Annotated in this window: 13 protein-coding genes; 4 read left to right on the top strand and 9 right to left on the bottom strand. The window is 71.4% G+C overall.

The genetic code is table 11. The features are described 5' to 3' along the window. Nucleotides 1-46 precede the first annotated feature (46 nt). The 9 genes from ACTHJJ_RS18840 to ACTHJJ_RS18800 form a co-directional block, all read right to left on the bottom strand. Nucleotides 47-1,285 carry an ABC transporter permease gene (locus ACTHJJ_RS18840; protein WP_440304482.1) on the bottom strand — a complete coding sequence of 413 codons (1,239 nt, stop codon included), beginning with the start codon at nt 1,283-1,285 and terminating at the stop codon, nt 47-49. After that, nucleotides 1,282-2,163: an ABC transporter ATP-binding protein gene (locus tag ACTHJJ_RS18835; protein ID WP_440304481.1), complete on the bottom strand. Its 882-nt coding sequence runs from the start codon at nt 2,161-2,163 to the stop codon at nt 1,282-1,284. Before ACTHJJ_RS18835 ends, ACTHJJ_RS18840 begins: the two co-directional genes overlap by 4 nt. Before the next feature lie 143 nt (nt 2,164-2,306). Next, nucleotides 2,307-2,999, bottom strand: coding sequence for a response regulator (locus ACTHJJ_RS18830; protein WP_440304480.1), 693 nt, complete (start codon nt 2,997-2,999; stop codon nt 2,307-2,309). Further along, nucleotides 2,996-4,324 (bottom strand): sensor histidine kinase, encoded by a 1,329-nt coding sequence (locus tag ACTHJJ_RS18825; RefSeq protein WP_440304479.1) that lies wholly within the window; start codon nt 4,322-4,324, stop codon nt 2,996-2,998. Before ACTHJJ_RS18825 ends, ACTHJJ_RS18830 begins: the two co-directional genes overlap by 4 nt. Nucleotides 4,325-4,384: 60 nt before the next feature. Then, on the bottom strand, nt 4,385-4,630 hold the full coding sequence (locus ACTHJJ_RS18820; protein WP_440304478.1) for a DUF6458 family protein: 246 nt from the start codon (nt 4,628-4,630) through the stop codon (nt 4,385-4,387). A gap of 147 nt (nt 4,631-4,777) precedes the next feature. Next, on the bottom strand, nt 4,778-6,103 hold the full coding sequence (serS, locus tag ACTHJJ_RS18815; RefSeq protein ID WP_440304477.1) for a serine--tRNA ligase: 1,326 nt from the start codon (nt 6,101-6,103) through the stop codon (nt 4,778-4,780). A gap of 79 nt (nt 6,104-6,182) precedes the next feature. After that, complete coding sequence (locus ACTHJJ_RS18810) at nt 6,183-6,731, bottom strand: methyltransferase family protein (protein WP_440304476.1); 549 nt, start codon at nt 6,729-6,731, stop codon at nt 6,183-6,185. 51 nt (nt 6,732-6,782) lie between these two features. Continuing rightward, complete coding sequence (locus ACTHJJ_RS18805; protein ID WP_440304475.1) at nt 6,783-7,154, bottom strand: GntR family transcriptional regulator; 372 nt, start codon at nt 7,152-7,154, stop codon at nt 6,783-6,785. After that, on the bottom strand, nt 7,151-8,080 hold the full coding sequence (locus ACTHJJ_RS18800) for a hypothetical protein (protein ID WP_440304474.1): 930 nt from the start codon (nt 8,078-8,080) through the stop codon (nt 7,151-7,153). Before ACTHJJ_RS18800 ends, ACTHJJ_RS18805 begins: the two co-directional genes overlap by 4 nt. A 215-nt stretch (nt 8,081-8,295) precedes the next feature. On the opposite strand from ACTHJJ_RS18800, the gene ACTHJJ_RS18795 reads away from it, so the two are divergent. The 4 genes from ACTHJJ_RS18795 to nadC all read left to right on the top strand — a co-directional run bounded on the left by ACTHJJ_RS18795 (nt 8,296) and on the right by nadC (nt 12,948). Next, the gene (locus ACTHJJ_RS18795) at nt 8,296-9,201 is read left to right on the top strand and encodes an NUDIX hydrolase (protein WP_440304473.1); all 906 of its coding nucleotides are present in this window, start codon (nt 8,296-8,298) and stop codon (nt 9,199-9,201) included. Nucleotides 9,202-9,335: 134 nt separating this feature from the next. Further along, a complete protein-coding gene (nadA, locus tag ACTHJJ_RS18790) occupies nt 9,336-10,328 on the top strand; it encodes a quinolinate synthase NadA (RefSeq protein WP_440304472.1) in 993 nt (330 codons plus the stop codon). After that, nucleotides 10,325-12,097, top strand: a complete 1,773-nt coding sequence (locus ACTHJJ_RS18785) for an L-aspartate oxidase (RefSeq protein WP_440304471.1) — start codon at nt 10,325-10,327, stop codon at nt 12,095-12,097. The genes nadA and ACTHJJ_RS18785 overlap by 4 nt, the downstream gene beginning before the upstream one ends. Continuing rightward, the gene (gene nadC / locus ACTHJJ_RS18780) at nt 12,094-12,948 is read left to right on the top strand and encodes a carboxylating nicotinate-nucleotide diphosphorylase (RefSeq protein WP_440304470.1); all 855 of its coding nucleotides are present in this window, start codon (nt 12,094-12,096) and stop codon (nt 12,946-12,948) included. The genes ACTHJJ_RS18785 and nadC overlap by 4 nt, the downstream gene beginning before the upstream one ends. Nucleotides 12,949-13,194: the final 246 nt, after the last annotated feature.

Raw genomic sequence — 13,194 nt, 5'->3', positions numbered from 1 at the left:
TACGGCGAGGGCCCGTTCCCCGTTCACGGAACGGCCCCTCCCGTCCTCAGCCCTGCAGCTTCATGGCTTGGCGGAGCGTCAGCCGCGAGCCGGTCTGCATGACCGACCTGCTGTAGATCCTCGCCGCGAGACGCACGAGGACCATCGCGAGACCGAGTGTGATGGCGATCGAGACGATCGGCTCCCACCAGCCGGCGGTCCCCGACGCGAGCCGGATCGGCATCGCGACCACGGACATGAGCGGGACGTACGACGCGATGAGCTGCCCCGTGCCCGTGAGGAAGATGCCGCCGAAGAGGATGACCATCGTCAAGGTCGTCACCGGTGTCGACGTCGACTGGAGGTCCTCGTTGCGGGTCGCGAGGGAGCCGGCGACGGCCCACATGGCGGCCAGCACGACTAATCCGACGAGGAAGAAGACGAGGAACCACCCCGCTGCACCGGCGAGCGCCGGCAGGAACGACGACCAGGGGCTGAAGGACAGCCCGATGAGGCCGACCCCCACGAAGAGGACGAGCTGGGTGACCGCCATGACGACGTTCCCGGCGATCTTGCCGACGAGCAGCTGCCGGATCGGGATCGCGGCGGCGAGGATCTCGACGATCCGCGACTGCTTCTCCTCCACGACGCTCTGGGCGATCTGCATGCCGAAGACAAGGGCCGCCAGGTAGAAGAGGAAGGCGAAGACGAAGCCGACGACCTTGACGAAGCCGGGGTCCCGGGCGTCCTTGTCGAGCAGCTCGTAGGCGACGGTCGACCCCGCCCGCAGCTGCTCGGCCGAGCTCCCGAGCGCGGTGGCGTGCTGCGCCAGGACCTGTTCGCCGACCACCTTGCCGACCCAGGTCGAGACGGTGTCGTCCTTCTCCCGCTCGCCGACGAGCCGCCACTGGGCACCATCGAGGCCGGGCAACAAGGCGGCATCCGCGTCGCCGGAGCGGACGAGGGCCTGCGCGGCCTCCCCGTCGGCGACCTGCCTCGTCGTCCACTGGAGCTTGGCGCCGTCGGCGACACCGTCGCGCTCGGCCTGCTCAACGATCGCTCCGGCAGCCGGGCTGGTCACCGCGATCGTCGCCTCGTGCGGGCGGTTGGCGAGGAACGCCTGGAACCCGAAGGACCCGACGATGAGGATGAGCGTGAAGAACGTCGACATGAGGAAGTTCTTGTCGTGCAGCTTCACCGCGATCTCACGGGCCGCGACGACCTGCCATGGGCGGTCGACTCGGCTGCCGGAGGGCGCTGTGGTGCGCGGCACGGGAGCGTTCGCGCGCTCTGTCGTGAGGGTCATGCGGTCACCTCGCGGTAGATCTCGGAGACGGTGGGGACGACCTCGGCGAACTCGCGCACGGTCCCGCGGCGCAGCGCCTCGGTGAGCACGCGGGTCCCGGCCCGGTCGTCGTGCAGCTCGAGCAGGGCCGTCGGCCCGTCGACGTCGATGACGGTGAGGTCTGGCAGGTCGCGCACCCAGCCGGCGTCGCCGCCGACCACGAGCCGGTGCCGAATGCGCCCCGAGCGGCGCAGCTCGTCGGCGGTGCCGCGCGCGACGACCCGCCCGCCGGAGAGGATGACCAGCGAGTCGCAGAGGCGCTCGACGAGGTCGAGCTGGTGGGAGGAGAAGAGGACCGGCACTCCTCGATGTGCGTACTCGCGCAGGAGGTCGACCATCGAGTCGACGGCGCGGGGGTCCAGTCCGGAGAACGGCTCGTCGAGGACGAGCGCGGTCGGCTCGGCGATGACGGCGGCAGCGATCTGCACGCGCTGCTGGTTGCCCAGTGACAGCGACTCGACCTTGTCCCGCGCGCGGTCGCCCAGGCCGAACCGTTCGAGCAGGTCGGTGGCGGCGGCCCTCGCGGCGGCGGCCGACTGGCCGTGCAGCCGGCCGAGGTAGACGAGCTGGTCGAGGATCGGCTGCTTCGGGTAGAGGCCCCGCTCCTCCGGCATGTAGCCGAACGACTGCCGGTCGGCCGTCGTGATCGGCCGGCCGCCCCAATGGACCTCGCCGCCGTGGATCGTGAGGACGCCCATGATCATGCGCATCGTCGTGGTCTTGCCGGCGCCGTTGCCGCCCACGAAGCCGGTCAGCCGTCCGTCCGGCACGTCGAAGCTCACGTCGTCGACGGCGACGTGCTCGCCGAAGCGGCGGGTCAGGTTCTTCACCTCGAGCACGGGGAACCCTTCTGGTCAGTCTGAGTGGTCGACGCCAGTCTCGTATGCCGCTCCCCCCGGCAGATCCCCCGCGCGGTTGATGTTCGGTCGACTCCTCAGCCGTCGTCTCCCCCTCGAGGTGGAGGCGACCGCCGAGGGAACGCTCACTCGACCGTGACCAGCCCCGTCTCGTAGGCGAGCACGACCGCCTGGACCCGGTCGCGCAGGTGGAGCTTGGACAGGCACGACGAGACGTGCGTCTTCACCGTGGCCTCGCCGACGAACAGCTCGGTGGCGATCTCGGCATTGGACAGGCCACGGCCGACGAGCCGCAGCACCTCGAGCTCGCGGGCGGTGAGCTGCCCGAGCCGGCGGTCGGCAGCCGGCGGCTCCGCGCCTGGGCCCGGCTCCGTTCCACCAGAAGGCGCCTCACTCCGCGTCATCGCTTCAATGACTCGCCTCGTCACCTCAGGCGCGAGCAGGGCGTGGCCGTGCCCGACGGCGCGCACGGCGTCGGCGAGGTCGTCCGGGTCGGTGTTCTTGAGGAGGAAGCCGCTGGCGCCGTTGCGCAGCGCGTCGAAGAGGTAGTCGTCGCGGTCGAAGGTCGTGAGGATGATGACCTTGCCCAGGTCCTCCCCGACGATGGTCCCCGTCGCGGCGATGCCGTCGAGCACGGGCATCTGGACGTCCATGAGCACGACGTCCGGTCGCTCCCGACGGACCAGGTCGATCGCCTCCGCGCCGTTGGACGCCTCACCGGCGACGACGATGTCGTCCTCGGCCCCGAGCATCATGGCGAAACCGCTGCGGACGAGGCGCTGGTCGTCGACGACCACCACCCGCAGGCTGTCGCTCACCCCTGGACTCCCTTGATCGGCAACCGAACCCGCACACGATAGCCACCCAACGCGCGAGGCCCGACCTCGACCTCGCCGCCGTGCAGCGTCACCCGCTCGCGCATACCGAGCAGGCCCAGCCCCGACCCCGCGGTCCCCGTCCGGGGACGGCCGTCGTCGAGCACCTCCACCTCCGCGTAGTGGCCCTTGCCCGCCGCACCGAGCCGCAGCACGACACTCGCGACGCCCGCGGTCGAGTGCCGACGCACGTTCGCGAGGGCCTCCTGCACCGTGCGGTAGAGGCTCAACGCGACGGCGGGAGGAACCCCGTCCGCGCCGATTCCGAGATCGTCGTGCGCGGCATACGAGACCGGGAGGCCGGTCGCCCGCACGTCGTCGAGGAGCCGTGGCAGGTCACCGAGCCCCGGCTCCGGGCCTCGTGACTCGGACTCGCCGCGGCCTCGGAGGGTGCCGAGCAGCGAGCGCATCTCCCCCACGGCCTCGCGGGAGGACTGCTCGACCTGCTGGAGGGCACCGGCGGCGGCCTGCGGGTCGCGCGCCAGCACCTTGCGGGCGGCGCCGGCCTGGATGCCCATGACGGCGACGTGGTGGGCGACGACATCGTGCAGCTCGCGGGCGATCCGCAGCCGTTCCGCCGTCACCGCGTGCTCCCGCAGCTGCTCCGACTGGTCGGCGAGGGCCCGGGCCTGCTCCGCGAGCTCGGCCCGCTGCCGGGCGTTGCGCCACGTCAGCTGGCCGCCGAGCACGGCAGCCCCGAAGTAGAAGATGTTGACGAGGATCGAGTACGTCACGTTGGCGAGGACGGGCGGGAAGATGCCGTGCCGCGCCTTGGCGTTGAGGCCCTCGACTCCGGCGCCGACCGCGAACTGCCACGTCAGCCAGCCGAACATGAACACGACGATGAATCCGAGCGTCGTCACGGCGGCCGACCGGCTCCGGCCCCAGGCCATCCCACCGAACAGCCCGAAGAAGTAGAGAACCTGCATCGGGAACTGGATCATGACGAACGGCGCGAGCACGCCGGTCGTGAACATGTGCGCCGAGAGGTAGACGGCGGTGGAGAGCGGGTAACGGCGGCGCAGCACGAGAGGCAGGGCGGCGCTCGCGACCGCGACCTGGGCATGCCACCACGGCACGTGCACCGAGCCCTGGTCGAGCGCGCCGCAGCTGCGCACGAGCTCGAGGCCGAGAGCGCAGACGGCCCAGATGACGACCGCGAGCAGGGCGTCACGCCGCAGGTAGCCGGGCGGCGGCATGCGCTCCCAGGTGTCGTCGACGGCCAGGAGCCGCCGCAGGCGCATGCGCCAGCCGTTCGCGTCGATCACGTGGTCAGGGTAGGCGGCAGGCCGCCGCCGCACCTCCGTCCCGAGGCGGAGATCCCCGCCTCACTCCGGGTCGACGTCGCGGATCGTCTCGCGGATCGTGTGCGGTGCGCGGGTCGGGTCGGACGGCTCCTCGACGCGGGTGATGACGCGTTCGCGCCGGTTGCCTCGTCGCGCGTGCAGGATGAGGGCACCTCCGGCAACCATCAGGATGAGCCCGACGACATGCAGGTCGAGCCCCGGCGGCGTGGCCCGGACGGCGAACGCGAGGATCGCGCCGAGCACGGCCAGCGTCACACCTGCTCCCATGGTGGGCACCTCCTGTGGTCGGGTTCCCAGTCCCCTACCCACGCCGTTCGGTGCCGCAAACCCGGGCCGTATGCCGCTCAGCCCGCCCCGCACAGAAGGTCGGCTCCCGCTGGGGCCCGGGTGAGCGGCATACCGGGGGTTGGTGACTCAGCCCCTCGGGGTCAGCACGTCGAGGCCGACGAAGGGCTGCAGCGCCTTCGGCACGACGACGGACCCGTCGGCCTGCTGGTGGTTCTCGAGGATCGCGACGAGCCAGCGCGTCGTGGCGAGGGTGCCGTTGAGGGTCGCGACGGCGCGGGTGCCCGAGCCGTTCGGGTCACGCTCGCGGGTGTTGAGCCGGCGGGCCTGGAAGGTGGTGCAGTTCGAGGTCGAGGTCCGCTCGCGGTAGCGGCCCTGCGTGGGGACCCAGGCCTCGCAGTCGAACTTGCGTGCGGCGGGGCTGCCGAGGTCGCCGGCGGCGGTGTCGATGATGCGGTAGGGCACCTCGATCTTCGCGAGCATCTCGCGCTCCCAGTCGAGCAGGCGCTGGTGCTCGGCCTCCGCATCCTCGGGCCGGCAGTAGACGAACATCTCAACCTTCTGGAACTGGTGCACCCGGATGATGCCGCGGGTGTCCTTGCCGTGCGAGCCGGCCTCGCGCCGGTAGCAGGCTGACCAACCGGCGTAGCGCTTCGGGCCGGCCGAGAGGTCGATGATCTCGTCGGCGTGGTAGCCGGCGAGCGCCACCTCGGAGGTCCCGGTGAGGTAGAGGTCGTCGGCCTCGAGGTGGTAGACCTCCTCGGCGTGCGCGTCCATGAAGCCCGCACCGGTGATGACCTCAGGACGCGCCAGCGTCGGGGTGATCATCGGGGTGAAGCCGTTCTCGACGGCCTGCGCGATGGCCATGTTGAGCAGGGCGAGCTCGAGCCGCGCGCCGACACCCGTGAGGAAGTAGAACCGTGCGCCGGCGACCTTGGCGCCGCGCTCCATGTCGATCGCGCTGAGCAGCTCGCCGAGCTCGAGGTGGTCCCGGGGCTCGAAGCCCTCGGAGGCGAAGTCCCTTGGCTCGCCGACGGTCTCGAGCACGACGTAGTCGTCCTCACCGCCGCTCGGCACCCCGTCGATGATCACGTTGCCGACCTGGCGCATCAGGGTGTTGAGGTCGTCGGCGGCGTCGCTTGCGGCGGCCTCGAGCGACTTCACGAGGTCGCTCAGCTCCGAGGCTCGCTCCCGGGCGGCGGTGGCGGCGGCCTCGAGGTCTGCGACGTCGGGAGCGCCTGCCTTCTTCGCCTTCTGCAGGGCGCCCATCGCAGCGCCGACGTCCTTGCTGACCGACTTCTGCTCGGCACGGAGGGCCTCGTACTCGCCCAGGGACGACCGCCGACGCTCGTCGGCGGCGAGGATCGCGTCGACGATCCCCGGGTCCTCTCCACGGGCCAGTTGCGAGGCGCGGACCCGCTCGGGGTCATCGCGCAGGAGCTTGATGTCGATCACGCGGGCCAGCCTATCGGCGGGCCTGCGCCGGCCACGACCTCGTTCTCGGGGGCTGGCTTGCGCGGATCCGGGGCGCGCCTCAGAACACGAACGGCACGAGCATCTTCGTCGAGCGCCGGTATGCCGGGTAGGCATCGGGGAGGCGCTCGGCCAGGTAGCGCTCTTCGACCGTCGCGCTGTAGACGAAGTAGACCCCGGCGAGGCCGACGGCGATCAGCCAGTACCAGTTCAGCGCGACCGCGGTGCCGACACCGGCGAGCAGGATGCCGGAGTAGATGGGGTGGCGCACCAGCCGATAGGGGCCACCGGTCACGAGCTCCGGCTCGTCGCGCTGCATCATCGGGACGCCCCAGTTGCCCGCGATCTGCACCCGCGCCCAGACCGCAGAGCCGAGTCCGAGCGCGAACAAGGCGATCCCGAGGGCGTCTCGCCACGGGGACCCGATCAGCGCGGCGTGCCGGAACGCGCCGAGCCGCGTCAGGACGATGACGACGACCAGGAGCACGAGTCTGATCCAGAGCGCGCGTGACCACGGAACTCGGCCCCGCCTCATGCCGAAGGCGGCCACGAGCCAGTACAGCCAGAAGGCTGCCCAGCCCACCGCGAGGACCACCTCGAGCACGCGCATCGCCTCCAGCGTCCCACCGAAGCCTTGGACGCAGATCCAGGAAGCACTCGCTCATGCTCGGCCAAACGCGGCCTCCCAGGCCCTCGCGATCTCCTCCTCGCCACAACCGAGAGAACGCGCCCTGTCGACTGCGTCCGCCATGACCTCCGCCAGGCGGCGTTCCCGCTGGTGCGAGGTCAGGACCGGGCGCTGCGCCACCCGCGTGCCCGCTGCGCGTCTCGTCTCGACCAGACCCGCCGTCTCAAGCTCCTTGTATGCGCGCGCGACCGTCCCCGGCGCCACGCGCAGGTCACCGGCCAACTGGCGCACCGTGGGCAGCCGCTCGCCGGCCGCGAGCCGGCCGGTCTCGATGAGCCCGGCGACCTGCCCGCGGATCTGCTCGTAGGGAGGCGTCGGGTCGTCCGCATCGACGCTCACCCTCATGCCGCACCCGCCTCCATGTCCTCAGCCCTCTCGTCGCGATCGTCGCCGATGACGCGGCCAGCAGTAGAACGCAGGAGCGAGGCCGCAGCCAGCGCCAGGGTGACGCAGGCGAGGAGCGCCGCACCGCAGGCCACCCAGACGACGCCGGCGAACCAACCCGGTGCGCCGTCGCCACGTGCTGCATTGCCAGCCGTCATGGCCATCACGAGGCCCAGGCCGCAGAGCGGGAAGGCGGTTGCCACGCCGGTTGCCGCGACCACGCCACGGGCCGCCGCGCTCCGCAACGCGCTGTCCACCTCGCTGCCCGCCTGACTCGCTACGACCTGGGCACGGCGAGCCACGATGCGCAGCGCAACTCCAGCGACAGCCAGCTCGACCAGGAGCGCACCGAGCATCGGCCAGGCATAGAAGCTGCCCGGCCAGGGCCCCGCACTGCCACCGCCGGTGGGCGTGGACCACGCGAGCGCCCGGCCCGGTCGTCCCATGTCGTCCGTGCTTGCGGCCACCAACCCGAGGATGAGCAGGGCCACCAGGACGACCACGTTGCCGCCGACGAGCAGGGACAGGTTACGGGGCAAGTAGTCCGCGATCTGCCGTCGCCGCAGCTCGGCGTCAGAACGTGTGGACCGGCTCACCGTGTTGGTCAGCTCGCCAACGCAGGTCACCACGAGGAAGGCCAGCCCGAACCCGACGGCCGCAAGCATCGAGCCCCGGCCCAGCGCATCGGCGCCCCACAGCGTGCCGCCGATGACGATCCCGAGCACCAAACCGACCAGCCGCAGGCGACGCACGTGCCGGTCGGCAGCCTCCACGGTCGCCACGGCATCCGCCGGAGCCGCCACTGTCCGCCTCGGAGCGGCGAAACCGACGACGAGGGCGGCGAGAACCGTCAGCATCGCGATGAGGACCAGGACAGCAGTTCCCATTCGACTCTCCTTGTATCAAGCAATTGGGACAAGGCGAGCATGCCCCGCACACCGCGTTGTGTCAAGAGCTGGGTACAAGTCGCCGGCGCCGTACCGACCGGCCTCAGCGGCCAAGACGGCCCAGCTCGGCGGCATACCACCGCTTTCGAGGGATGCCGACGCGCGGTGAGCCCGCTCGAATATCTCTGGCGGGCGGGAGTGGGCATCATGGGCACGTGACCGGAGAGCGCGTTGGGACCGAGCTCGTCGCCGTGGTGACCTCGGTGGCCGACAGCCGCCCGATGGTCCTGACCGCCGACGAGGGGCAGCGCCTGCCGTCCGGCCCGCTCCGGACCGAGCACCGGTCCATGCAGGCCGGGCTGAGCGCGTGGGTGGAGCAGCAGACCCACCACCGGCTCGGATACGTCGAGCAGCTCTACACGTTCGCCGACCCGGACCGCTCGGCCGGCGGTCGCGTCGTGTCGGTCTCCTACCTCGGCCTCACCCAGGCGCCCGGCGACAGCGGGGACCCCGAGTGGCGCGACTGGTACACCTACTTCCCCTGGGAGGACCGCCGACCCGATGCCTGGGGACCCGCACTCGTCGAGGACGCCATCGGCCCCCTGCTGGAGAAGTGGGTGGCGAGGAGCCGCGATGCCGACGAGCGGGAGCGTCGCGAGCTGCGCGCCGACGTCTGCTTCGGGCTCACGGGGCGGCCCTGGTCCCCCGAGCTCGTGCTCCAGCGCTACGAGCTACTCCACGAGTCGGGACTGATTCCCGAGGCGCAGACGGGAGCGCCCAGCGACGTCGTCCCGGGCGAGCGCATGCAGGGCGACCACCGACGCATCCTCGCGACGGGAATCGCCCGGCTCCGCGCAAAGATCCAGTACCACCCGGTCGTCTTCGAGCTGATGCCCGGAGCCTTCACGCTCGGGCAGCTGCAGACCGCGGTCGAGGCCCTGGCGGGACAGGCCCTGCACAAGCAGAACTTCCGCAGGCTCGTCATGCAGCAGGACCTCGTCGAGCCCACCGGCGACACCGACACGGAGACGGGTGGGCGACCCGCCCGGCTCTACCGCTTCCGCCGCTCGATCCTCGACGAACGGACCATCGCGGGGACGAAGCTGCCGCGGACCCGCTGACAGCCCCTTCCCAGCGCGGTGCCCCCTGGGACGCAAGGTCTGCCGCGTCACGTCCGCTGGGTTCTGCTCAGAGCAAGCATATATACTCCGTCGAGGGATATGCTCAGTTCAAGCATAAAGATCAGGAGGTCGGCATGAGCGACACCCTTGCCGCCAGCACCGCCGTGGAGCGCACGGCACACCTGTACGAGAAGGTCCGGCACGTCATCCCCGAGGTCGAGTGGGCGGTCTTCGCCGACGACGCGGAGGCGATCCTGCGCCTCAAGGCCGAGCGCAACGCGGTGGTCCTCGCGCACAACTACCAGACGCCCGAGATCTTCCACTGCGTCTCGGACATCGTCGGAGACTCCCTCGCCCTCGCGCGGGAGGCACAGCACGTCGACGCTGATGTCATCGTCCTCGCCGGCGTCCACTTCATGGCCGAGACGGCCAAGCTGCTCAACCCGCGCAAGACGGTCCTGATCCCCGACCCCCGCGCCGGCTGCTCCCTGGCCGAGTCGATCACCGCCGCGGACGTCCGCTCGCTCCGCGCCGCCCACCCCGGCGTGCCGGTCGTCACCTACGTCAACACCTCGGCCGACGTGAAGGCCGAGAGCGACATCTGCTGCACCTCCGGCAATGCCGTCAAGGTCATCGAGTCCCTCGGCGTCGACCGGGTCATCATGATCCCCGACGAGTTCCTCGCCCAGAACATCTCCCGCCAGACCGGCGTCGAGGTGATCACGTGGGCCGGCCGGTGTGAGGTGCACGAGCGCTTCGCCGCTGGCGACATCCGGCAGCTGCGCGCCTCACACCCGGAGGCCGTCATCCTCGCCCACCCCGAGTGCCCGCCCGAGGTGGTCGCCGAGGCCGACCTCTCCGGCTCGACGGCCCAGATGCTCGACTTCGTCGTCCAGCGACACCCGCGCCAGGTCGCCCTCATCACCGAGTGCTCGATGAGCGACAACATCGCCGCCCAGCACCCCGAGATCGACTTCGTCCGCCCGTGCAACCTCTGCCCGCACATGAAGCGCAACTCCCTCGCCAAGATCCGCCGCTCCCTCGAGACGATGACGCACGAGGTGACGATCGACCCAACCGTGGCCGACCGCGCCCGTGCCGCCGTCGATCGGATGCTGTCCGTATGACGCCCGGTGTGCGCCCGTCACCCCGGTCGGCAGGTGCCACTGCCGTGCCGGTCGTCGTCGGGACAGGCCTCGCGGGACTCGTGACCGCGCTGCGGCTCGCGCCGCAGCCCGTGGTCGTCCTGGCGGCTGGGCGGCTCGGGCAGGGTGCGGCGAGCGGCTGGGCCCAGGGCGGGATCGCCGCTGCCCTGGCCGACGACGACTCCCCGGATCTGCATGCCGAGGACACCCTGGCCGCAGGCGCCGGGCTCTGTGAGCGGGATGTCGTCGCGCGCATCACGGCGGCCGCCCCCTGCGCCGTCGCCTATCTGGCCGACCTCGGTGCACACTTCGACCGCGACCTCGACGGCGGCTACCGACTCGGGCTCGAGGGCGCGCACTCGCGCAGGCGGATCGTCCACGCGGCGGGGGACGGAACTGGCGCCGAGATCCTGCGCGCCGTCGTCGCGGCCGTGCGCCGGAGCCCGTCCATCACTGTGCTCGAGGGAACCCGTGCTCGCCGGATCCTCGTCCAGGAGGGCCGCGTGGCCGGCCTGGTCGTGGAGGCGGCCCCGGCGACTGCGGGGGCGATGTCCGAGTCAGACCTCCACTCTGACGGGCCGGGCTCTGGGTCGGGTCATGGATGGTTCCACATCACGACCGACCGCGTCGTCCTCGCGACCGGAGGCTCGGGCCAGCTGTGGCAGCACACGACGAACCCCAGTGGCTCCCGGGGCCACGGCCTTGCTCTGGCCGCGCGTGCCGGCGCCCACCTGCGCGACCTGGAGATGGTGCAGTTCCACCCGACCGCGCTCGACGTGGGGCTCGACCCGATGCCGCTCGTCAGCGAAGCGGTGCGCGGCGCGGGCGCGCTGCTCGTCGACGGCGCGGGCAGACCGCTCACTGACGAGCCTCTTGCCGCGCGGGACGTCGTGGCCCGCGCGGTGTCGGCCGAGCTCTCGCGAGGCGGCCGTGTCTTCCTCGACGCGCGCCACACCCTCGGGGCGGGATTCGCCGAGGCCTTCCCGACCGTGGCACGAGCATGTGTCGCCGCCGGCATCGACCCGGCGACCGACCTCATCCCGGTCCGGCCCGCCGCGCACTACCAGTGCGGCGGTGTCACGGTGGATCTCCGCGGCCGCTCCACTCTCCCGGGCCTCTGGGCCGTCGGCGAGGTGGCGAGCACGGGGCTCCACGGTGCGAACCGCCTCGCGAGCAACTCGCTGCTCGAGGCGGTCGTGTGCGGCGGCTGGGCCGCCGAGGACCTGACGGAAGAGCTTGGGGGACAGCGCCTTTCAGAGGAACCGCCGACGGCACTCCTCCCCGGCGAGACGGTATGGAGCGAACGTGACGACCCTTCGCGACTCGGCGCCGTCCGGACCGTCATGTCCCAAGCCGTTGGCATCCTCCGCGACGGACCGGGGCTCGAGGCCGCAGAGGCTGCCCTGCGAGCGGCTGTCGCCAAGTCCACACGTCCGGCCGAGTCACCCACCAGCGCTGCGCGGTCCGTCCCGGTGTGCGCTGTGGATGACGCGAGCCTCGTTGCCCTGCTGGTCATCCGGTGTGCTCGTCAGCGTGAGGAGAGCCGCGGCGGCCACGCACGTCTGGACTTCCCCTGCACGGCGAACGAGGCGGTCCACACCGGCGTCACGCTGGACGACGTCCTTCCCGGCGGCCAGGACGAGTGGGACCGGGCGCTCACTCGGCTCAGGGAAGCCCATCGTCGAGTGAGCACTCCGTCACTCGCCGCCACGATTCCGACCGACATCACCCTCGAAGGAAGACCTCGATGACCCTTGCTGCGCTGCCCGACCTCATCCTCGAACCCCTCGTCAAGGCGGCCCTCCTCGAGGACCTTGGCCGGGCCGGCGACCTCACCACGGACGCGGTCATCGGCGCCGAGATCCACCACACGTTCGTATTCGCCGCCCGCGAGACGGGGACGGTCGCCGGGCTCGACCTGGCCCGCCTGGCGTTCACCCTCGTCGACCCGTCGGTGACCTTCACGGTCCATGTCCCCGACGGAGCCCGGGTCGAGCCCGGCGACCGCATCGCAACGGTCGAGGGGCGGGCCCGCTCACTGCTCACGGCCGAGCGAGTGGCGCTGAACTTCCTCGGGCACCTGTCCGGAATCGCCACGGCAACCGCCTCGCTCGTCGATGCGGTCGCTCACACGCACGCCCGGATCGCCTGCACCCGGAAGACGACGCCGGGCCTTCGCGCGGTCGAGAAGTATGCCGTGCGCGCCGGGGGAGGCTTCAACCACCGCTTTGGCCTTGACGACGCGGTGCTCGTCAAGGACAACCACATCGCGGTCGCAGGCTCGGTCACGGAGGCGGTCCGGCGGGTCCGGGATGCCGTTGGCCACCTCGTGTCGATCGAGGTCGAGGTCGACAGCCTCGAGCAGCTGGAGGAGCTGCTGCTCGACCCGGTCGACGCCGTGCTCCTCGACAACATGTCGCCCGAGACGACCGGCAAGGCGGTGGCGATGGTCGCGGGCCGGATGGTGACGGAGGCCTCCGGACGGATAACCGTCGACACCGCGCCCACCCTCGCGGAGGCCGGTGTCGACCTCCTCTCGGCCGGCTGGATCACACACAGCGCACCGGTCCTCGACATCGGGCTCGACCACGTCGACGGCTGACGGAGTGCGTCACCCAGCCGCGCGGGCGCCCGCGCGGCTGGGACGGAAGTGACGGACTGCTCACTCGACTGAACAGGTCGAGTGAGCGCTGCGTCCCACGGGTGTCTCTGCCCCCACCACTCTCCCCGCGCCTCTCCCCCCCCCCCCCCCACCCCCGGACGCCACCCCCGCCGCGGGGACGGACGGTACGGACTGCGCACCCGCCGGAACAGGGCGAGGGGGGGCGGCGTCCCAGGGGGGGGGCGG

Source organism: Intrasporangium sp., from assembly GCF_051961875.1.
Lineage (GTDB): Bacteria > Actinomycetota > Actinomycetes > Actinomycetales > Dermatophilaceae > Intrasporangium_A.
The sequence above is the reverse complement of the archived record's forward strand: the minus strand, read 5'-3'. Positions and strand labels throughout refer to the sequence as shown.

Coding starts and splice junctions, on each gene's coding strand:
- ACTHJJ_RS18805 (WP_440304475.1), bottom strand. CDS start 7,154: ATGAGGGTGAGCGTCGATGCGGACGACCCGACGCCTCCCTACGAGCAG.
- ACTHJJ_RS18785 (WP_440304471.1), top strand. CDS start 10,325: ATGACGCCCGGTGTGCGCCCGTCACCCCGGTCGGCAGGTGCCACTGCC.
- ACTHJJ_RS18820 (WP_440304478.1), bottom strand. CDS start 4,630: ATGGGAGCAGGTGTGACGCTGGCCGTGCTCGGCGCGATCCTCGCGTTC.
- ACTHJJ_RS18800 (WP_440304474.1), bottom strand. CDS start 8,080: ATGGGAACTGCTGTCCTGGTCCTCATCGCGATGCTGACGGTTCTCGCC.
- nadA (WP_440304472.1), top strand. CDS start 9,336: ATGAGCGACACCCTTGCCGCCAGCACCGCCGTGGAGCGCACGGCACAC.
- ACTHJJ_RS18810 (WP_440304476.1), bottom strand. CDS start 6,731: ATGCGCGTGCTCGAGGTGGTCCTCGCGGTGGGCTGGGCAGCCTTCTGG.
- ACTHJJ_RS18840 (WP_440304482.1), bottom strand. CDS start 1,285: ATGACCCTCACGACAGAGCGCGCGAACGCTCCCGTGCCGCGCACCACA.
- nadC (WP_440304470.1), top strand. CDS start 12,094: ATGACCCTTGCTGCGCTGCCCGACCTCATCCTCGAACCCCTCGTCAAG.